General features: G+C 64.5%; 18 protein-coding genes. 12 read left to right on the top strand and 6 right to left on the bottom strand.

Going from position 1 to position 20,879, the window contains the following annotated elements; all coding sequences use genetic code 11:
• Nucleotides 1-3: 3 nt before the first annotated feature.
• The 3 genes from AUR_RS13825 (at nucleotide 4) to AUR_RS13815 (ending at nucleotide 4,192) form a co-directional block, all read left to right on the top strand.
• Nucleotides 4-1,599 carry an ABC transporter permease gene (locus AUR_RS13825; protein WP_206616252.1) on the top strand — a complete coding sequence of 532 codons (1,596 nt, stop codon included), beginning with the start codon at nucleotides 4-6 and terminating at the stop codon, nucleotides 1,597-1,599.
• Nucleotides 1,596-2,759, top strand: a complete 1,164-nt coding sequence (locus AUR_RS13820) for an ABC transporter ATP-binding protein (RefSeq protein ID WP_206616250.1) — start codon at nucleotides 1,596-1,598, stop codon at nucleotides 2,757-2,759. Before AUR_RS13825 ends, AUR_RS13820 begins: the two co-directional genes overlap by 4 nt.
• 146 nt (nucleotides 2,760-2,905) lie before the next feature.
• Nucleotides 2,906-4,192, top strand: coding sequence for a DDE-type integrase/transposase/recombinase (locus tag AUR_RS13815; protein WP_062095146.1), 1,287 nt, complete (start codon nucleotides 2,906-2,908; stop codon nucleotides 4,190-4,192).
• Between the two features lie 88 nt (nucleotides 4,193-4,280).
• On the opposite strand, the gene AUR_RS13810 is transcribed toward AUR_RS13815, so the two are convergent.
• Complete coding sequence (locus AUR_RS13810; protein WP_062095144.1) at nucleotides 4,281-4,904, bottom strand: YdeI/OmpD-associated family protein; 624 nt, start codon at nucleotides 4,902-4,904, stop codon at nucleotides 4,281-4,283.
• Between the two features lie 104 nt (nucleotides 4,905-5,008).
• Here AUR_RS13810 and AUR_RS13805 point away from each other — a divergent pair, with 104 nt between their 5' ends.
• Nucleotides 5,009-5,725, top strand: coding sequence for a hypothetical protein (locus AUR_RS13805; protein WP_062095142.1), 717 nt, complete (start codon nucleotides 5,009-5,011; stop codon nucleotides 5,723-5,725).
• Between the two features lie 2 nt (nucleotides 5,726-5,727).
• Here AUR_RS13805 and AUR_RS13800 read toward each other — a convergent pair whose 3' ends face one another.
• The 5 genes from AUR_RS13800 to AUR_RS13780 are packed head-to-tail and all read right to left on the bottom strand — an operon-like array spanning nucleotide 5,728 to nucleotide 13,088.
• A complete protein-coding gene (locus AUR_RS13800) occupies nucleotides 5,728-6,984 on the bottom strand; it encodes a M20 family metallo-hydrolase (RefSeq protein ID WP_062095140.1) in 1,257 nt (418 codons plus the stop codon).
• 8 nt (nucleotides 6,985-6,992) lie between these two features.
• Nucleotides 6,993-8,717, bottom strand: coding sequence for an amidohydrolase (locus tag AUR_RS13795; RefSeq protein ID WP_062095138.1), 1,725 nt, complete (start codon nucleotides 8,715-8,717; stop codon nucleotides 6,993-6,995).
• Between the two features lie 9 nt (nucleotides 8,718-8,726).
• Nucleotides 8,727-10,124, bottom strand: coding sequence for a gamma-aminobutyraldehyde dehydrogenase (locus AUR_RS13790; RefSeq protein WP_062095136.1), 1,398 nt, complete (start codon nucleotides 10,122-10,124; stop codon nucleotides 8,727-8,729).
• A gap of 13 nt (nucleotides 10,125-10,137) precedes the next feature.
• Nucleotides 10,138-11,760: a thiamine pyrophosphate-dependent enzyme gene (locus tag AUR_RS13785; RefSeq protein ID WP_062095134.1), complete on the bottom strand. Its 1,623-nt coding sequence runs from the start codon at nucleotides 11,758-11,760 to the stop codon at nucleotides 10,138-10,140.
• Nucleotides 11,757-13,088, bottom strand: a complete 1,332-nt coding sequence (locus AUR_RS13780) for an MFS transporter (protein ID WP_021471592.1) — start codon at nucleotides 13,086-13,088, stop codon at nucleotides 11,757-11,759. The genes AUR_RS13785 and AUR_RS13780 overlap by 4 nt, the downstream gene beginning before the upstream one ends.
• A gap of 135 nt (nucleotides 13,089-13,223) precedes the next feature.
• Here AUR_RS13780 and AUR_RS13775 point away from each other — a divergent pair, with 135 nt between their 5' ends.
• From AUR_RS13775 to tgt, 8 genes are all read left to right on the top strand, one after another.
• Entirely contained in the window at nucleotides 13,224-14,405 is a 1,182-nt protein-coding gene (locus AUR_RS13775) for a PucR family transcriptional regulator (RefSeq protein ID WP_021471593.1), read from the top strand.
• 135 nt (nucleotides 14,406-14,540) lie between these two features.
• Nucleotides 14,541-15,923, top strand: coding sequence for an MFS transporter (locus AUR_RS13770; protein ID WP_062095132.1), 1,383 nt, complete (start codon nucleotides 14,541-14,543; stop codon nucleotides 15,921-15,923).
• Nucleotides 15,920-16,348 carry a RidA family protein gene (locus AUR_RS13765; protein ID WP_082694480.1) on the top strand — a complete coding sequence of 143 codons (429 nt, stop codon included), beginning with the start codon at nucleotides 15,920-15,922 and terminating at the stop codon, nucleotides 16,346-16,348. Before AUR_RS13770 ends, AUR_RS13765 begins: the two co-directional genes overlap by 4 nt.
• Nucleotides 16,345-16,965, top strand: a complete 621-nt coding sequence (locus AUR_RS13760) for an RraA family protein (RefSeq protein WP_021471596.1) — start codon at nucleotides 16,345-16,347, stop codon at nucleotides 16,963-16,965. Before AUR_RS13765 ends, AUR_RS13760 begins: the two co-directional genes overlap by 4 nt.
• A 72-nt stretch (nucleotides 16,966-17,037) precedes the next feature.
• Nucleotides 17,038-17,577 (top strand): NUDIX hydrolase family protein, encoded by a 540-nt coding sequence (locus AUR_RS13755; protein WP_021471597.1) that lies wholly within the window; start codon nucleotides 17,038-17,040, stop codon nucleotides 17,575-17,577.
• Nucleotides 17,578-17,650: 73 nt separating this feature from the next.
• Entirely contained in the window at nucleotides 17,651-18,700 is a 1,050-nt protein-coding gene (locus AUR_RS13750) for a DUF6707 family protein (RefSeq protein WP_062095130.1), read from the top strand.
• Between the two features lie 71 nt (nucleotides 18,701-18,771).
• Nucleotides 18,772-19,479, top strand: a complete 708-nt coding sequence (locus AUR_RS13745) for an SRPBCC family protein (protein ID WP_031216263.1) — start codon at nucleotides 18,772-18,774, stop codon at nucleotides 19,477-19,479.
• Between the two features lie 144 nt (nucleotides 19,480-19,623).
• The gene (gene tgt, locus AUR_RS13740; RefSeq protein WP_031216264.1) at nucleotides 19,624-20,853 is read left to right on the top strand and encodes a tRNA guanosine(34) transglycosylase Tgt; all 1,230 of its coding nucleotides are present in this window, start codon (nucleotides 19,624-19,626) and stop codon (nucleotides 20,851-20,853) included.
• Nucleotides 20,854-20,879: the final 26 nt, after the last annotated feature.

The following is a 20,879-nucleotide window of genomic DNA, read 5'->3' as shown; positions in this document are numbered from 1 at the left end:
TACGTGAGTACCGACCTTTCGGCTTCCGGCACCCAAGCGGGAAGCACGACGACGGCGGGCAAGGGCAAGCGCCCTCGCCCGCCTTTCGGCGTCTCAACGGTGTCCGTCCTGGCCATCCTGACGGCGCTCTTTTCACTTCTGCCGCTGGGCTACGTGGTCTACATGACCGCCGCGACGGGCTGGGACACCGCCGTCGAACTCATCTTCCGGCCCCGCGTCGCGGAACTGCTGCTCAACACCATCCTGCTGATGGTGATTACGGTCCCCGCCTGCCTGGTTCTTGGCGTGGGTGGAGCATGGCTCGTGGAGCGGACCAAACTGCGCGGCCACCGCTGGTGGGCGGTGGCACTGGCTGCCCCGCTGGCCATTCCGGCCTTCGTGAACAGCTACTCGTGGGTGTCCGCCGTGCCGTCCCTGGCGGGGATTTGGTCCGGCGTCCTGATCGCCACGCTTTCCTACTTCCCGCTGGTCTACATTCCCGCCGCGGCGACGCTCGGCCGCCTGGATCCGGCGATCGAACAGTCCGCTGCATCGCTGGGTTTGGGCCCGTGGGCTGTTTTCTTCCGGGTTGTCCTGCCGCAGCTCCGGATTGCCATGTCCGGCGGGGCGCTCCTGGTGGCACTCCACCTGTTGGCCGAATACGGCGCCTTTGCGATGATCCGCTTCGATACTTTTACGACGGCGATCATGGTTCAGTTCCAGTCGACGTTCAATGGCACCGCGGGAAACATGCTGGCCAGCGTCCTGGTCTTCCTGTGCCTGATCCTGCTGGTCGTGGAGGTCCGGAGCCGCGGAACAGCACGCTACGCCCGCATCGGTTCCGGGGCGCAGGCCAAGGCAACCCGCATGCCCCTGGGCCTCTACCAGGTTCCTGCACAGCTGGCTCTCCTGGCGCTTACCGTTCTGGCGTTCGGAGTTCCGGTGTGGTTCGTGCTGCGCTGGATTGTGGCCGGCGGCCTGGACGTCTGGGCCGCGGATGAGTTCATTCCGGCGCTGCTGCAAACGCTCGTGTACGGTGCGGTCGGGGCCCTGGTCACCACCATCGTGGCGTTCCCCATGGCCTACCTGGCGGTGCGGCGCCCCAGCTGGTTCAGCAAGATGCTGGAACTTTCCAACTACATCACCAGCTCCCTTCCGGGAATCGTGGTGGGCCTGGCCTTCGTCACGGTGAGCATCCGTGTGCTGCCGGGCGTGTACCAGACCGCCGGGGTGCTGATCGCCGCCTACGTGCTGCTGTTCCTTCCCCGGGCCCTTGTGAACCTGCGGGCCGGGCTCGCCCAGGCGCCCAAGGAGCTCGACGAAGCCGCGCAGTCCCTGGGCAAGGCGCCGCTGGTCTCCTTCTTCCGGGTCACCCTCCGGCTTTCGGCACCGGCAGCTGCCGGCGGTGCGGCCTTGGTGTTCCTGGCCATCGTGAACGAACTGACGGCCACCCTGCTGTTGTCGCCGAACGGCACCAGGACCCTCGCCACGGAGTTCTGGAGCAAGAGCAGCGAGATCGACTACACCGGCGCAGCCCCCTATGCACTGCTGATGATCCTGCTCTCGGCACCCATGACCTACCTGCTTTTCCAACAGTCCAAGAAAGTTGCCGGACAGTGACCGAACAATCCCCTTCCCGACTCCCCGCGCCGCGTGTGGCACCCTCGGTGGCTTCCTCCACCAACCCACACTTGGACATTGCGGAGGTCACCAAGAACTTCGGTTCGCAGTCAGTGCTGAAAGGGGTCAACCTTTCGGTCGCCAAGGGCGGGACCACGGCGATCGTGGGGCCCTCCGGTTCCGGGAAGACCACACTGCTGCGTTTGATTGCCGGGTTCGAGCATCCGGACACCGGGTCCATCAAACTTGATGGCACCCCGGTGGCGGACGGCAACGTCTGGGTTCCCGCCCACAAGCGCCAAGTTGGTTACGTGGCCCAGGACGGTGCCCTGTTCCCGCACCTTTCCGTGGGGCAGAACATCGCTTTTGGCCTGGATGCCGGAAAGCTCGACGGCGGCCGCCGTGTGGTCAAGGAACGGGTCGCCGGGTTGCTCGACATGGTCTCCCTTGACCCGGCCATGGCAAAGCGCCGGCCGCACCAGCTTTCCGGCGGCCAGCAGCAACGGGTGGCCCTTGCCCGTGCCCTGGCCCGCGAGCCTGAACTGATGTTGCTGGATGAGCCCTTCTCTGCGTTGGATGCCGGCTTGCGCGTTGCTACCCGCCGGGCCGTCGCCAAGGTACTCAACGAAGCCGGCGTAACCACTATCCTGGTCACCCACGACCAAGCCGAAGCCCTCTCCTTCGCCGACCAGGTGGCCATCATGCGCGGCGGCAAGCTGGCTCAGATCGGCAACCCTTTCGTCGTCTATACCCGCCCCGCGGACCGGGCCACAGCGGAGTTCCTTGGAGACGCAGTCTTCCTCGATGCGTGGATGGAAGGCTCCTTGGCCACCTGTTCCCTGGGCGGGATTCCGGTACGCCGGCCACCGGCCCAGGGCAAGGTCCAGCTCATGCTCCGGCCGGAACAGATCCGGATCGCCCCGGAGGGTCCTATCCGCGGCGTAGTGGTGGACACTGACTACTTCGGGCCTGAAACCACCGTTCGCATCAAGCTCGGAGACTACCGGGCACCGGACGGCAGCGCTTCGGGCAACAGCCACCGGTACCCCGGCGGTGGAGAGATCATCACCATCCGCCACTGGAACGCGTCCATCACCAAGCCCGGGACCGAGCTAAGCCTCCGTGTCATAGGCGAAGGCGTGGCGTTCCCCATCGAGTAGCCCAACTGGGTCGCATTTGTGCGCGTTTTGAGCCCTGTAAACGCGTGTGGAGTCTCATGACTTAATAGACAGTTCTGTCTCATGACTTCGTAGACACTCTGTCTCAGGACATCGTGGACACTTAGCTTGCGGGTTTGCTGCTATGCATGAGCAAACCCCAACCGGACATCAAGATCCGGCATGCTGTGGCAACGTGGTCCGAGGATTCGCCCAGAGGCGCGGTTACTGCGTTCTGCAGGAAGCACAATGTCTCCCGGGCCTGGTTCTACCGGGTCCGGGCGGCGGCTGCCGAGGTGGGGCCGGTGAAGGCATTGGAGAAAAAGCCCACGATTCCAAGAACCATGCCGGCCCTGACCCCACAGGCGATGATCGAGTTGCTGCTCGGTACCCGGGCGGAACTGCAGGAGAGCGGGCAGGACCACGGTCCGCTTTCTGTCATCGCGAAGCTCTCACGACAAGGCTTCACACCGCCCTCGCGTGCCACCGTGGCCAGGATCTTTTCCCGGGCCGGTGTCGTGATGCCCGAACCGCGGAAGAAGCCTCGAAGCGCCTACAAAAGGTTCGTCTATCCGCAACCCAACGCGTGCTGGCAAATCGACTCGACCGAATGGCAGCTCGCCAGCGGCAAGAAGGTAGCCATCTTCCAACTCATCGATGATCATTCGCGTTTGGCGCTGGCGTCCCTGGTCGCACCCGGCGAAACCAGCGCCGCCGCAATCGCCGTCGTTACCCAGGCCATCGAACGCCACGGAGCACCGCAGAAGTTCCTTTCCGACAACGGCTCGGCACTGAATCCCACCCGCCGCGGCCGCACCGGGGCCCTCGTGGAGTTCCTCAAAGCCAAAGGCATCGAACCGATAACGGGCAAACCCTACAAACCCACCACCCAAGGCAAGAACGAACGCTTCCACCAAACCCTGCACCGATACCTGCACAGGCAACTCCCGGCCCCTTCAATGGCTGCCCTGCAACTGCAGGTCGACGCTTTCGATCTCTACTACAACAACGAACGCGAACATCAAGGCCTACCCGCGGGAACGACGCCCTATGAGGCCTGGAACGCCACCCCGAAAACGCCCCCGCCAACCGTTCCTGAGCAAGTCACGCCCGCAACGGACAGGCAAAGCGCGCACCGAACAGTGAACCGGAACGGGTCCGTGACGATCCTAGGAACCCACTTCAAAATGGGCAAAGAACACACCGGCACCACCGTGCACATCATCTACGACGACACCACCATCATGTTCTTCGGAGCACAAGGCACCGAGATCATCACTCACCCCAGACCTCCGCACGGAACCACCTACGTCGGCAACGGAAAACCCTCAGGAGTCGTCGCAGACCCACAAGGCACCCGCAAGAAACGAACAAAGTACCCGCCCCGCAGAGGCCGACAAACAAAGTCCCAAGACGAAGTGTCCACACAGTCGTGAGACAACAACCGTCCACGAAGTCATGAGACATGAAGTGTCTACAAGGTCATGAGACATGACAAGCCCTGTAAACGCGCACAAATGCGACCTACTTGGGTGGGGTTTGGGGCTTGGGTGGGGTACTGGGTTTTTTGCGCTGCGGGTACGGGGTTTCGTGGCGGACCAGCATCTCCACGAAACCTGCGATCTTCCGCGCCCGGGTGTCGGCACCCTTGACGTGGTTGGTCCTGTGAATGAGGGCGAAGCGGTTCTGGGAGGTCAGTACCTCGAACATCGCCTGCGCCTCGGGCACGGCGGCGATGGCCGCGGCAAGATCGTCCGGAACCACCGAATCGGCGGGGCCGGCATAGGCGGCCTCCCAGCGTCCATCGGCCTTGGCGGCGTCGACGGCGGCACGCCCGGCGTCTGTCATCCTGCCTTCGGATTCGAGCCGGGCAATGTGCCCCACGTTGCGCGCCGACCAGATGCTCCGGCGGCCCCGGGGCGTCATCCGTTGAAAGTAGCTTTCGGCGTCGCGGCTCTTGGATTGTCCATCGATCCAGCCGAAGCAAAGGGCCTCGTCCAGCGCGGCGTCGTAATTAAGCTCCGTGACGTTCCCGCCCTTCTTGTGCAGGATCAGCCACACACCCGGGCTGTCAGCGGCGTGCTTGGACAACCAGTCACGCCATTCGGAAGCATCGGCAACCATCAGTTCTTCGAGCTCAACGGCCATGGCCCCATTCTGCTGGCAACTGCCCCACATGCGGAAGCGGAGTCAAAACACCTTTCACGGCATAGGCTGAACCGCAGAGACCCTGCCGCGCCCAAGGAGGAGCCATGCTGCGTGCCCGCCCGACCCATTTCACGTCCCGGCTTGAACCATGGGTTGAGCTGCTGGAAGCTTTGGGGCTGGTAGCCACGTCCGAGGCCCGGGACCGGGCGGAGTTCGACGCCGGATCCGGTCGCCTTGCGCTGCAAAGGGTCAGCCACCAGCAATCCGAACCCCGGGACGGCAGCACCGCTTTCGGTGTGGAGGTCGGCGTGCTGGAAGAATTCGCCCGACGCACCCGCGACGACGGCACCCGTGCCACGGTCACCGAATCCGCACAGGGCGAGACCGTCCACGTCACCGGCAGGGATGGTTTCAGCTTCTTCGCCGGCCAGGCCCAACGGGCACCTGACGGCAGTTGGGCTACCTCGGACAAAGCCGACCCGGCACTTGCCGTGGTGGCCACGTGGGTGAGTCCCGACGTCGACGGCTCCGCCCGGGAGCTCGCCAACATCGGCGCCCGTCCCCGGACAGCCGACGACGAATCCGCGACCTTCACCACCAAGAACGGCGGGATCCTGCAGGTGATTCACGGAACCGCCCCGGAGTCCGGAGACCTGGCCTTCGAGTACGACGGCGGCTTGAAACCTTTGCTGGAGCGGCTGCACGAAGGGGGCATTGACGCGAGGATCGACGACGATGTCCTGTACGTCGCCAACCCGGATGCCGTGGGCGGCTCCGCGCCGGCGTCCATGGTGATTCGGAAACCGGCACCGGGTAAATAAAGCTACTCCTCCAGCGCCCCGTCGCAGAGCCTGCCGACCACCTCGGTGAGCATGGCCAGCCCGGCCACGATGTCCTCGTCCTTGGTGTACTCGTGTTCGTTATGGGAGATGCCGTCCACGCTGGGCACAAAAAGCATCACCGTGGGAACAAGATCTTTCATGTTGGTGGAATCGTGCCCGGCCAACGTCATGACTTCCTTGTTGGAGAGCCCCAGTTCGGCCGCGACCTTTGCTGCCAGCTCCACGCCTTCGGGCTGGTATGGCGTGACGGCCCAAGAGTGCGAATGGTGCTGCTCCACTGTGACGTTGGCTGCCCGTTCGATGTCCGCAATACGTGCGTGCAGCAGGGCGTCAGCCTCGGCCAGGACGCTTTCATCGGCACTGCGCAGGTCAAGGAGCAGGTTCACGCGGGAAGGCACCACCACCGGCGAATTCGGGTAGACGTTGAGCTGACCGACGGAGGTGTGCAGGACTCCGGGGAAACGGTCGGCCAGTTCGCGGGCCGCCACCACCAGCATGGAGGCTCCCAACAGGGCATCCTTGCGGTCCGCGATCACGGTGGAACCGGTGTGCGCCTGTTCACCGTGGACCACGAATTCGTACTTGTTGGCGGCCCAGTTGGAGCTCACCAAGCCGATGGTGATCCCTTCGCGTTCCATGCTTCGGCCCTGTTCGATGTGGATCTCGGCGCAGTAGGCGGCCTGCGGCCCCTCGAACGAACCGCGGCAGCCAATCGCGTCCAGGGCATCGCGTACCGTGACCCCGGCGGCGTCCTTGGTGTTGAGCGCTTCTTCGAGGTCGAGCTTGCCCGTGTAGACGGACGAACCCATCATGGACGGCTTGAAGCGGCTGCCTTCCTCGTTGAACCAGTTCACGACGGCGAGGTTGAACCTGGGTGCCGGAGCGCCCGCTTTCCAGCGCTCCACCAGGCGGAACGCGGCGTGGGCCGCGGCGAGCACACCGTACGCGCCGTCGTATCGTCCCGCCGTCGGCTGCGAATCCATGTGCGAGCCGACCACCACGAACGGAGCACCCGGTACTGCCTCGTAGAGGCCCCACTGGTTGCCCGCGCGGTCGAACTTCACGGTGAAACCGTGCTCCTCAAGGAGCGCGGTGAGCCACCGCCGCTGCTCGCCGTCCGGGATGGTGGCTGCCTGGCGGTCCACGCCGCCGTTTTCGGTGGCGCCGAATGCGCTCATGGTGTGGAAATCCTGCACGAAGGCGGCGTCCCGGGCAGTGAAGCTGGTTGTGGTGGTCATGTTTTCCCCTATGCGCTGTGGCTTGCAGAGATGCGGGCCAGGACCGGGCTTTCCGGGGAAAGTCCGGCCTGGAAGTCGGTTGATTGGTACGTGAAGCGGCCGCCGACGGCGGTGGCCAGGACACGGAGTTCACTGATGTCAGGTGCCTGCAATGGTGATCCGGAGAGGACGGTGAAGTCGGCGAGCTTGCCGGGTGTCAACGTTCCTTTGTCAGCCAGGGCACCGGTGGCTGCCGCGGCCCCGGAGGTGTACGCGGCCACGGCCTGGCGGGGCGTGAGCCGTTCGGCCGGATTACCGAAGACGACACCGGATTCGGTCATGCGGTCGACGAATGCCTGCATGCCGCGCAGGACGTTGCCGTCGGCGACGGGCCGGTCCGAACTTCCTGCAAGTGCCACTCCGGCCTCGAGGAAGCTTGACGCCCGGTAGGCCCAGTCCAGCCGCTCCGGGCCAAGGGATTCGGTCATCGCGTCTCCGAGGTCGCGGAAGAAACTCGATTGCGGAGTCACCGCGATGCCCGCCCCGGCCAATCGGGGCAGTTGCCCGGGCCGTGTCATGGACGCGTGCTCAATCCTGTTGGGAATACGCCTCGGGCCGTACGTTGCTTGGCAGTCGGTGATGATGTCCAGGGCCAGGTCAATGGCGCGGTCGCCGATTGCATGGGCAGCAATGGACCACCCCGCCGCGTAGGCAGCCTCGATGCGTTCGCGCAGCTGGTCGGGGTCGGCTTGGAAGTAGCCTTTGTTGCCGGTGTTGTCCTTGTGTCCGTGGCTGCAGAACTCGTGGCTGACCGCTGCGGTTTCGCCCAGGAGCGAGCCGTCCATGAATACCTTGGCGGGCCCCAGGGACAAGAAATCACCCCCGAATCCTGTGGCTATCCCCAGGTCCAGGCCGATGGGGGCCGCGGCAGGGCTGTCGGCAGCGTGGCCGTTCAAGCCGTGCAGGATATCCAGGACCGGCATCACCTGCGCACGGGCATGCAAACGTCCGTTGGACGCGGCGCGTTGGTAGGCAGCCAGCTCGGCAGGGCTGTGGCCGATCCAGCCGCCTCCCACGCCGGCTTCGGTGAAGCTCGTGATTCCCTCGGACGCGTAGTACTTGGTGGCCCGCTCCAGTGCAGCTTCGATGTCCTCCAGCGAATACGGCAGGATCAGCTGTTGGATGAGTTCCTGCGCCGTCTCCTGGACGACTCCCGTGGGACGTCCCGCTGCGTCACGGACTATTTCTCCGCCGTCGGGATCGGGGAACGACGGCGACTCGGCACCTGCCAGCCGCAGCGCGGCTGTGTTGACCACCGCCATGTGGCCTGACGTGTGGCGCATGAAGAAAGGGCGATTGCCGGTGATGCGGTCGAGTTCGTCGATGTCCGGGAAGGCGCCGTCCAGGTGGGCCTGATTGAAGCCGGTGGCGAAGAGCCACTGTTCGCGACCGGCTTCAACGCCACCTGAGACGGCACCCCGGAGGAGATCATAAAGCTCCGCCAGTGCCCGGGCGCCGGAGACGTCGAGCTCCGCCAAACCAAGGCCGAACCACGTGGTGTGGCAATGCGCATCAATGAAGCCGGGCGTGATCGTGGTGCCACCCAGGTCCAGGACCTGGGTTGCTTCGAGACCTGCCAGGTCTCCGTCGAAGCCCACGATCCGGCCCTGCCAGATTCCCATGGATTCCGCCGTGGGACGGTCCGGCTCCATGGTGATGATGTCTGCGTTCTGTAGCACAAGATCCAGTTTCATGGCTTGTCCCTAGCGGTGGGACGTGGTGACGGACTTGATGCGGGTGTAGTCCTCAAGCCCGAATACGGAGAGGTCCTTGCCCGTGCCGGAATGCTTGAAACCCCCGTGGGGCGCCTCTGCCGGGATCACCTGGTGGCAGTTGATCCACACCGCTCCGAAGTCGAGTTCGTTGGAAACCCGCGTCACCACGCCGTGATTCTCGGACCATACGCTGGAGGCCAAGGCATACTTGGTGCCGTTGGCGAGCTCCAAGGCCTCGTCTTCGGTTCCGAAGGGCTGGACTGTCAGCACGGGTCCGAAGATCTCGTCGCAGACCACTTCATCGCTTTGGAAAACACCGTCAATGACCGTCGGTTCAAAGTAGTACCCGGTGCCGGTGCGCTTGCCGCCGGTCAGCACGGTGGCGTTGGCCGGGAGGCGGGTCATGAAACCCTCCACGCGCTCCAGCTGTGCGGCGCTGTTGAGCGGCCCCAGGTCCTCCCCCACACGCAGGGCGGAGGCAGCATCGGCAAGTGCCGTTGCGAACTCCGGGTGGATGTCCCGGTGGACCAGCACACGGGTAACGGCAGTGCAGTCCTGGCCTGCGTTGAAGAAGGCACCAAGGGCGATTTCGCGGGCGGTCCGCTGGATGTCGACGTCGGCAAACACCACTGCAGGGGCCTTGCCGCCGAGCTCCAGGTGAACGTCCTTGAGGGTTTTCGACGCCGCCGACATAACCTGGGCGCCGGCCCGGGTGGAACCGGTGATCGAGACCATTTCCGGGATTTCGTGGTCCACCATCGCTGCCCCGGCTTCGCGTCCGCCGCAGACCACGTTCACTACACCGGCGGGGTACACCTGTTGGGCCAGTTCAGCGAGAATCACGGTGGACCACGGGGTGGTGTCGGCTGGCTTGAGGACCAGTGTGTTGCCCGCTGCCAAGGCCGGACCGATCTTCCAGATGGCCATCATGAACGGGTAGTTCCACGGCGTGATCTGGGCGACGACGCCCAGCGGCTCCCTGCGGATGGTGGAGGAGAACCCTTCCACGTACTCGGTCTGGGCAGTTCCTGAAACCACGCGGCAAGCACCGGCGAAAAAGCGCAGCTGGTCTGCGCCGCGCAGGATTTCGAGCTCCTTGGTCAGCGCGGCCGGCTTGCCGGTGCAGGCGACCTCAGCTTCGAGCAGCCGGTCGACGTTGGCCTCGATGAGGTCGGCAAGCTGCAACAGCAGCGACTGGCGGGTTCCCGGCGTCGTGCGCTTGTAGCTCTTGAAGGCGGCGGCAGCAGCCTGGAAAGCGGAGTCGACCACTGCGGCGTCGCTGTCCGGGGCCGTGCCGATCTGCTCACCGGTGGTGGGATCGAAGAACGGCAGCGTCTGCCCGGCGCGTACGGATTCTCCGTTGATGATGTTCTGAAGCTGGATCACGGTGGGGCTCCGGTCAGTTGATGGAAGTTTTGGGCGAACGGGTCGCGGGGTCCTGCGGCAGGTGCAGCAAGGCTGGCAGGCCGGAGTCAACGGCGCGGCGGAACGCGGCTGCGAAGTCCTCCGTACGGTCCACCCGCTCCCCGTAGGCACCGTAGGAACGGGCCAGGGCTGCGAAGTCCGGGTTGGTCATATGTGTTCCGGAGGGCCTGTCCGGGTAGTGATTTTCCTGGTGTTCACGGATGGTGGCGAAGATGCCGTTGTCCACCACCAGCACTATGGGCGTTGCGCCGTAGCCCATGGCGGTGGCGAGTTCCTGGCCGTTCATCATGAAGCAACCGTCGCCGGCCACGGAGATGACCTGCCGGTCCGGATAGGCGAGCGAGGCTGCTACTGCCGCTGGGATTCCCATGCCCATGGCACCGTTGCGCGGTGCTGCCAGCGAATTCGCGGAGTTGTGCTCCAGGTAGCGGGCTGGCCAGATGGCGTGGTTTCCGGCACCGAAGGTGAGGACGGCGTCGTCGTCGAGCTCTTTCTTGAGCACCTCCATGGCGACGCCGAGGTCCACGCCGATTCCGCCGTCGGGCATTGGCGTCGAGTACGCGAGGTGGTCGGCGCGGGCGCTGGCGAACCAGCCCTCTTCGCGTTCTGTGCTGACTTCGACGGCGGCAAGGGCGCCTGCAAACGCTGTGACGTCGGCAATGATGTGCTGGTCCAGGCGTCCAAAGTGGCCCAGGAGGTTGGCGTCGGCGTTGACCACCACGGTGTGGGCCTTGAGTCCGCGCTTGTAACCGTCGGAAAGGACATCGCTGCGGACGCAGCCGACGAAGACCACCAGATCGGCATCGTCCAGGCGCTGGGCGTTGGCGTCGCTCCGTCCGTACCCCAGGTAGCCGGCGTAGGCCTCGCTCCTGTGCGGGACGGCGTCGTAGGCACGGAAGTCTGCCACGACGGGGATGTTGTGGCGGGTGGCCCAGGCGGCAAGCTGAGCGCCGGACTCTTCCGTCCAGCCTTCGCCGCCGACGACGATCAGCGGCTTGCGTGCCTTGCCCAGCTTCTGCTTCAAGCCTTCAAGGTCCGCGGCGGCGGGTTCCGGACGGGCCACCGCGCGCGGTTCCACCGTTATTTCCTCGACGACGTGGACCAGTACGTCCTCGGGAAGGCCGATGACGACTGGCCCGGGACGTCCGCTCAGGGCAGTGCAGACGGCGTCATCCACCACCCGGGCGGCCGAGGCCGCGTCATCCAGGGTGAGAACCTTCTTGGCTGTGCTGCCGAACCAGGCGTTGATGTCGAACTCCTGAAAGGACTCGCGGCCGCGGTCAGCTACCGGGATCAGCCCCACGAACAGGATGAGCGGGGTGGCGTCCTGGTAAGCAGTGTGCACGGCGATGAAGGCATTGGCCGCGCCCGGGCCCCGGGTAACCATCGCAACGCCGGGAAGCTCGGTGAGCCGTCCTTCCGCGAGCGCCATGAATCCGGCGCCCCCCTCCTGGCGGGCAACCACGTTGGTGATGGGCGAGCTGTGGAGTCCGTCGAGGACATCCAGGAAGCTCTCACCGGGGACGGTGTAGACCCGCTGGATTCCGGTGCGCTCAAGCTGGCGGACGATCAGGTGTCCGGCGGTAGTGGTGCTCAATGCTTCATACCCTTTTCTGCGATGGAGAGCTTGGGGAGGAACAGCCCGGACAGCGCGGTCAGCGCGGAGATCACCAGGAGGATGATGGCACCGGGCCAGAAGGAACTGTTGGCCGCAACAAGGGCGGTGGCGATCAGCGGCACGAAGCCCGAGATCACGCCGGCGGTGTTGGAGGTGATGGCGACGCCGGTGTAGCGGACCTTGGTAGCGAAGAGCGCAGTCAGTGCGGTGCCGGAGACAGCGTAGGGAATGGACAGGACGGCGACGCCGATCATCATTGCGAGTACCACCAGGACTGGCACGCGGCTGTCGATGGCCAGGAAGACTGGTACTGCGATCAGGGCAGAAGCGACGCCGCCCCAAAGGATGACCTTGCTGGCGCCGAACTTTTCACCCAGCCGGCCTGCCCAGACCAGGGCACCGATCTCCAGGGCGGCTGCCAGGAGCGTGCCCAGGAGCAGGAGTTCGGACGGCATCTTGAGGACCTTGGTGCCGTAGAAGACCACGAAGCTGGTGATGAGGTAGAAGCCGCCGATGCCCAGCAGGGCCGAGCACATGCCGACCAGGATCTGGCGCCAGCTGTTCTTCAGGACACCGCGTATGGGAGCGTGCTCCGTCTCGCCGGATTCCATGAGTGCTTCAAATTCGGGCGATTCGCTGAGGCGGCTGCGGATCCACAGGGAGATGGCGAGCAGCGGGATGGCGGCGACGAACGGGATGCGCCAACCCCAGGAATCAAAGTTCGTCTGGCCTACCAGGAACAGCATGCCGAAGAAGCCGCCGGAGGACAGGATAGTGCCGATCGGCGAACCGATCTGCGGCAGCGCTGCGTAGCGGGCGCGCTTTTCCACGGGTGCGTTCTCGACGGCGATGATCACCGCGCCGCTCCACTCGCCGCCGACTGCGAGGCCCTGGACGATGCGGAGGGCTACCAGGAGGATGGGAGCCGCGATGCCGATGCTCATGTAATTGGGAAGCAAGCCAATGAGTCCGGTGACGATGCCGATCCCGACGATCGTGACCATGAGGATCTTCTTCCGCCCCACTTTGTCGCCGAGGGCGCCGAAGATGAAGCCACCGATCGGGCGGGCCACGAACCCTACTGCGAGGGTTGCGAAGGAGCCCATGGCCGCAACGAACGGGTCCTGCGAGACGAAGAACTGCGCGTTGAACACCAGAGCCGCTGCCGTGGTGAAAAGGAAGAAGTCGTACCATTCCAGCGCCGTGCCTACAAGGGCAGCCAGGGCCACCTTCTTGGTGACGCGTTCGTCAACGACGTGTCCTGCCGCGGGATTGGTGTCAGTGTCTGGGCTGACCGTGCTTGCCATAAGTGCTCCAAGGTGCGAGAACGAGGGCCGGGCATCTGGACAGCCCGAACATTTTGTGACTCACTCCATACTGCCAGTAGCTTTTCCCAAAATAACTAGCGATACACCACGCATTGATGCCCCTAGAATGTGTGAATGCACAATGTTGAATCGCCGGCCCAACAGGCACGCTGGTCCCGGCTGGTTGATCAGCTCGAAGAACGGCTTGATGAACTGGCGCAGGCTTTCACCACCAAGGTCCGGGACATCCCGGAGTACGGCGAAAGCCAGGTCACTGTCCAGGAGATCCGGGACACGGCCAGGGAAACCTTCCGGCGCCTGATCCGGGGCTTGAAAGGAACACATCCGGACAGCCGGGACGGCCTCCTCGAATTCGCCTCGGACTTGGGTGCCAAGCGCGCCCAGGCAGGTATTCCCCCGGAATCCCTGACCACGGCCGTGCGCTTGGACTTCAGCATCCTCTGGGCCGAACTGCTGGAAATCGCAACACCGGAGGACGCCATATTGCTAGCATCCCGTGTAGACAAGGTGTGGGGTGTCGTGGACGAATTCGCCACCCGCACGCACACCAGTTACCTCACCGAACGGGTCCGCATGGCCCAGGAGGAATCGAGTATCCAACGCGAGTTCGTTGCCCGGCTCTTCAACCAAAGCACGCCGTCCGTGGAAACCTCCGCCCAGGTCGCTTCAGCTCTGGGCATCAACGCCGACTCACGCTTTGCACTGGTGGCTGCCAGCGGAGAGCCTGGCGCACGGCTGCGGACCGCCATATCCCGATTCACGTCGAACACCACCGCCAGGCAGAAGCTCTTCCTCCACGAATCAGGCGGAAACACCTATGCGTTCTGGGCGCTGCCGGCTACCCGCACCCGCAGCGCTGACAGCGAGGACCAACTGCCCCCACCGCTGGCAGACCTCCCCTGCGGCTACGTCCCTGAGGTCCTCGGGCTTCGGGCCCTTCCGGCAGCGGCCCGCACTGCCGAAAGCCTGGCCGCACTGCTAAGGCCCCGAGATACGCGGCCGCTTTCCGCCGACTCGGCATGGCCCCGCCTCGCCCGCCAGGCCCTCCAGGATTCCGGCATGGACCTCGCGGCCGAGATCGAAGAAGCCCTGGCTGAATGCAGGGGCGGCGAGCGGGAACGCCTGCTCGAAACCGTCCGCCATTATTTGAGCACCGGCAACATCACCGTCACGTCGGAGCAGTTGTTCTGTCACCGGAACACCATCCTTAACCGTCTCAACCGGTTCGAGGAACTGACGGGCATAGACCTTGCCGTACCGGCCAAGTCGGCCCGCCTGATAGTTGCGTGGGCATGACGCCCGATGTGTGTTCACACATTTTCGCCGGATTTTTGCTGGGATTTTTGCCATTGAACGTGTGATCGGCAACACAGAATAGTTGTAGCTACCTTGCACCGGACACTCGTCCCCGCACCCCATCCGGAGATTCTGATGGCCCACACGGTAGATACCGCCGCCGCATCCACAGCCAGGCTAGACCTCGCCAAAATGCGCAAGATTGCCCTCGCCAGCGTTATTGGCACCACCGTCGAATGGTACGACCTCTTTGTTTTTGGAACCGCCTCGGCACTCGTTTTCAACAAGATCTTCTTCCCCAGCTTCGATCCGATCGTCGGCACCATGCTGGCCTTCGGAACCTTCGCCTCCGCATACATTGCCCGCATGGTCGGAGCCATAGTCTTCGGCCACTTCGGTGACCGCCTCGGCCGCAAGTCCATGCTCCTCGTGTCGCTGCTCACCATGGGCGCCGCAACCTTCGCCATCGGCCTGCTTCCTGACTACGCAGCGATCGGCATCATGGCACCGCTATTGCTGCTCCTGCTCCGCGTGATCCAAGGCCTTGCCTTGGGCGGCGAGTGGGGTGGAGCCGTGCTCATGACCGTGGAACATGCACCGTCCACCCGCCGGGGCTTCTACGGTTCCCTGGTCCAGGTAGGCGTGCCCGCCGGAACCCTGATCGCCAACGTCGCGTTCCTCATCGTGGCCTCCTCCATGAGCAGCGAGGACCTCCTCGCCTGGGGCTGGCGGATACCGTTCCTGGCCTCCTGCCTCCTGGTGGCCGTCGGCATCTACATCCGCCTCAACATCGAGGAAACGCCCTCCTTCCAGGCCGTCAAGACCGCCGGGGCAAAGGCCAAGATGCCCTTCGCCGCCCTCATGGCCAAGTACTGGAAGCAGGTTGTCCTGGGCGGCGTCGCTACCCTGTCCACCGGCAGCACCTTCACCCTCCTGGTAGCCTCCGGCGTGGCCTACGGCAAGAAGGAACTGGGCCATTCGGAAAGCCTCATGCTGTGGGTGGTCCTGTCTGCGTGCGCCCTCTGCTTCGTGCTGATCCCGTTCTTCGGCAAGCTCTCCGACAAGCACGGCCGCAAGCCCATCATCTACGCCGGCGTCATTGCCGAGGCAACGCTCGCGTTCCCGATGTTCTGGCTCATGGACACCAAGTCCGTGGCCCTGCTCTTTGTCGCCTACCTGGCCATGATGACTGCCTTCGCGGCCAACTACGGCCCCATCGCGACCTTCCTTGCCGAACTGTTCGGATCCAAGGTCCGGTACTCCGGCCTCTCGGTGGCCTACATGCTCTCCGGTCTCCTGGGCAGCGCGGCAACCCCGTTCATCACCACGTGGCTCCTGGGCCTGACCGGTGAAAGTTCCTCAATCGCCTGGTACATCCTCGCAGCAGCCCTCGCCTCCCTGGCAGCACTGTTCGTCCTGACGGAAACCCGCCACGGCAACATCGATGCCGTGGACGAGGCACCCGCCGTGGCCGGTGCCGCAACTGCAGGTTCCACGGAAGCCACGGCAGCGAAGTGACCGCAACCCACATCGAGCGCCTGGCCGGTATCCCCGGCCAGGCGCCCGCCGTCGGGCCCTTCTCCCCGGCGGTCATTGCCAACGGTTTCATCTTCACCTCCGGCCAGATCCCCGCGATTACCGGCCTCAACCACCAACCGGACACCTTCGAGGGCCAGGTCCGGCAGACCATCAAAAACCTCGCCGGGGTGCTGGAGGCGGCCGGATCCGGCTTGGAGCACGTGGTCAAGGTCAACACCTACCTCACCAGCCCTGAGCAACTGGAAGAGTACAACCGCGTTTACGTCGAGTACTTCGGCACGGCCAAGCCCGCCCGGACCACGGTGTGCGTCAGTCTTTGGGGCGTGTCACTGGAGATTGAATGCGTGGCAGTGCTCGCGCCCAAGACCGGCCCTGAAATACCCGCCAAGGAGGGTTCCCTGTGATCACCACTTTGCTTGAGGACCTCGCCAGGACCAGCTACCCCACGATCGGCCATTTCCTCGAGGAGGGGTTCGTTGATCCCGGCATCGGCTCGCTCATGGGGCACGTCCCGGGCGGCGTCAAAATCGCAGGGCCGGCCGTTACCGTGCGCATCGCAGACCGAGACGCAATCGCGATGAATCGGGCGCTCCTGGCACTCCGGCCCGGTGACGTACTGGTGGTGGACATGCTCGGCGACAACCGTCACGCGCCTGTAGGAGCCGTGACCGCGGCGGCGGCGATCGCCCAAGGTGCTGCCGCCGTCGTTGTTGATGGCGTGGCGACCGACGTCCGGGAACTCCGCGAGGCCGGGCTGCCGGTGTTTGCCCGCGGGACGTCGTGCCTCACCACCAAAAGGCTGCGCGGAGCGGGGTCGGCGGTCAACGTTCCCGTCCACTGTGGAGGCGTGCAGGTGAATCCGGGCAACATCGTCCTGGGTGATGACAATGGCCTGATAGTGCTCGCACCCGAAGCTGCTCAGGAAGTCCTCCCCCGGGCGCTGGCCTCCGACGAGGCCGAGCCCGCCATCCTGGCACGCATCGCGGCCGGGGAACCGCTCGAATCGATCCTTGCCCTGTAGCATCCGCGGACGCGGCAGGCCACCTGCTGCGCCACAAGCGAACTTGGTCCGGGGATGGGGTAGAACTTAACTATGAGCGTACGTACACCTGATCCGTATCCCGGCTGGCTTTCCGACGAAGACCTCTTCGAGGCCCGCGGGCGGCTGCCCATGGTCTACGTGGAAGCTGTTCCCGTCCGGCTGGATCCGCTCGGGTACGTCAATGAGGTCGGCTCACTCCTGCAGGGCGACGCCGACGGCAACATGGTGCGCTACCTCGTCTCCGGTCGCGTCCTGTACCGAGAAACCATCCGGGCAGCCCTCCTGCGGCACATGGAAAAGGACCTCGGTCCCCTGGCTTTCCCGCAGCTTCCCATCAGCCCGGTTCCTTTCACGGTGGCCGAATACTTCCCGGCTCCCTCGCAGACCGGCTTCACGGACGAACGCCAACACGCCGTCTCGCTGGTCTTCGTCATTCCCGTCACGGGCGAATGCGAACCGCGCCAGGATGCCCTCGAACTCACGTGGATGACCCCGCAGGACGTCCTCAGCGACGGTGTCCAGCAGGAGTTCGAAGGTGGCCGCGGGAACCTCGTGCGGCAGGCACTGGCATACTCGGGCATCGTCGTCTAGCGGGTCCCCCGGCTTGGAGCGGTCCCCTTTTGTAGACTGGACGGCGGACCGCAAGAGAACCAAAGGACTTCCGATGACTCACAGCCCAGCTACTCAGCAATACCGCGAAAAGCAGGCTGGGGACCTGCAGCCCGGAGACTTTGTGTACCTGCCCGGAGACGGGCCGGCCGAGGAAATCACTTCCGTCGACGTCCAGAATGACGATTACGGCGTCCCGGCGTTGGTGCTGGTGACAACGCACGACGGCGGCAGCGTACGCATCGCTGCCAGGTCCAGTGTTCCTGTCGGTGACGGAGTTCCAGCCGGTGCCAACTCCAGCCTTCCGGATGGGGGCGCCGCCGATGCCGGCGCCGCCGATGCGGGCACTTCCGACTCCGGTGTCCAAGACTCCAGCGCCCCGGACTCCAGCAGCCCGGCGGCTCCCGACGCTCCGGCCCCTGCTGAACCTGCCGTCGTCGTACCTCCCCGCCCGGAAGCGCCGCCGGCGTACATCGGGCCCAGCGCCGAAGAGATGGCGTTGATTCCCGAGCCGGCGGGCACGCCCGAGTCCGTGGTGCTGGCTGCTGCGTCCAACCACAAGGGCAAGAACGGCGTGCAGGTGCTGGCCGATCGCCTCGCCAAGGGCATCAACACCAAGTCCGGCAGTTGCCTGCGGGACCTGAGCGACCTGGCCTTCAACCTTTGCGTGGTGCTCAAGGATCCGGACGGTTCGCTTGCCGTCGCCGACCTCCTGAATGTCCTGCCGTTCGACGGCAACCTGGACCGCTGGGCGTCAATTGAACGTGCGCTCGCGCTTTCCAGCTTCATCTGCCGCGAGTCGGGCCAGACTGAACGGGCCGCGGTGTACGAGAAACTCCTCCGCGCGCCGGAATCGCAGGAAGAAGACCCGTTCAGGGCCCGGATCAACGCCCGTGTGCGGCAGCGCGCCCTCAACGAACCCAACCTCTACGACAAAGAAATCTTCCGCGCAATCGACAACGGAAACCAGGAAGCCGAACGTGAGTGGCGGTTCCTGCGGCTCGAAGCGTTGCTGTTCCTGCGCGCCCACGGCGGCTCCGAGACCATCGACGAGGACGAACTGGGACGCCGGATCGGCAATGAACTCGAGGCAGTCCGGGCCTGATCCCCGGCCGGGCTCCGCACCATGGCGTCAAGGTCTGTTGCGGGCGCCTAAACGGCGGTAAATTCGGGGCCATGACGAACAATCTGAGCGTTGTGATTAATGCTGATGCGCCGCAGGTTTGGAATATGCTGCGCGAACCGTCGCTGGTGGCCCAATGGCACGGCTGGGAAGCCGATGACCTGAATGACGAAATCAAACAGATCTACTTCAACACCGACGTCGTGGAGGGTCCGGACCACACCAGCCTGACCGTCAACGGCGGCGATGTCTTCGAACTGCATCCTGTGTCCGGGGGCACCGAGCTCAAGGTCACCCGGGCGGCCCTGGACCATAACTCCGAGTGGGCGGAATGGGACGAGGACATCACCCAAGGCTGGCTCACGTTCATCAACCAGCTGCGTTTCGCCTTGGAGCGCCACCCGCATGGCAAGCGGCGAACCCACTTCCTGTCGGTCTCCGGGAGTGGATCGGCCATAGAAAAGCTGGGGCTGGGCGACCTGCCACCCGTGGGCGACGAGTACTCGCTGACGCTGGGCACCGGTGAGGCTATTTCCGGGAAGGTCTGGTTCAAGAGCCGCCACCAAGTAGGCGTCACGGTCCGCAGCTACGCTGAACACGGGGACGGGCTGCTGATCGTTGCCGAGCAACTGCCCATACCGGAGAAGAGGCCCGACGGCGGAGCGATCGTCATTGCCTCAACGTACGATCTGGGGGCCCACACCTTGGCGGACATCCGGTCCTCGTGGGACAAGTGGAAAGAGTCGAACTACGGTTCCTGACGGCCGCCACGTCAAGTTACCTTCGGTAAAGCTGGCACACTTGGTAGCGTGCCAGCTTCTGTTTCCCAGTCCTCCCCGCTTCCTACCGCCGCGCCTCGTTCCAACGGGGCGCTTCCGGCGGAGCAAACCGAATTCGGCTTCACGGTGGGCCGCCGCCTGACGGAAACGTCGTCGCCGTCGTCCTCCCTTGTAGAAGCAAACGGAGGCGAATTCCTGGGCCGGACCGGCACCATCACCACGCCGCACGGGACCATCCAGACGCCCGCATTCATCGCCGTCGGGACCAAAGCGACCGTCAAGGCCGTCCTGCCCGAGTCAATCGCCGAACTTGGCGCGCAAGCCGTGCTGGCCAACGCTTACCACCTTTACCTGCAACCCGGGCCTGAAATCCTCGATGCCGCGGGTGGTCTGGGCGCGTTCATGAACTGGCAGGGCCCCACGTTCACCGACTCCGGCGGTTTCCAAGTGATGAGCCTGGGCTCCGGGTTCAAGAAGGTGATCGACATGAAGAATGTTGACACCTCAGGCCCTGACGACGCTGTTGCTCCCGGGAAGGAGCGCCTGGCGCACATCGATGACGACGGCGTCTGGTTCAAGTCGCACCTCAACGGGGACAAACACCGGTTCTCCCCCGAGATCTCCATGCAGGTCCAGCACCAGATCGGCGCGGACATCATGTTCGCCTTCGACGAGCTCACCACCCTGCAGAACTCCCGCGGCTACCAGGAAGAATCCTTGGAACGCACCCGGTTGTGGGCGCTGCGGTGCCTGGAGGAGCACTTTGCCTTGACGGCCTCGCGGGTGGGCAAGCCGTACCAGGCGCTGTTCGGCGTGATCCAGGGCGCGCAGTACGAGGACCTGCGGCGCAAAGCCTGCCGCGACCTTGGCGCCATGCCCTTCGATGGATACGGAATCGGCGGAGCGCTGGAGAAGGAAAACCTCGGGACGATCGTCCGCTGGTGCAACGAGGAGCTTCCGGAGGACAAGCCCCGGCATCTCCTAGGCATCTCCGAACCCGATGACATCTTCACCGCCATCGAGAACGGTGCCGACACCTTCGACTGCGTCTCCCCCACGCGCGTTGCCCGGAACTCCGCGTTCTACACGCCGTTCGGCCGCTTCAACCTCTCCGGAGCCAAGTACAAGAAGGACTTCGGTCCATTGCAGGACGGCTGCGACTGCTACACCTGCACCAACTACTCCCGCGCGTACATCCACCACCTGTTCAAGGCCAAGGAAATGGTGTCGGCCACGCTGATCTCCATCCACAACGAGCGCTTCGTGGTGAAGATGGTGGACGACGCGCGCTTGGCCATCGAATCCGGGGACTTCTTCGAGTTCAAGGCCGAGACGTTGGGGCGGTACTACTCCTAGCTGGCTGCGACTTCTCCGGTTCGCGA

It is taken from the genome of Paenarthrobacter ureafaciens (genome assembly GCF_004028095.1).
GTDB lineage: Bacteria > Actinomycetota > Actinomycetes > Actinomycetales > Micrococcaceae > Arthrobacter > Arthrobacter ureafaciens.
Note: the sequence above shows the minus strand (reverse complement) of the source record. Positions and strands in the feature narration are given on the sequence as shown.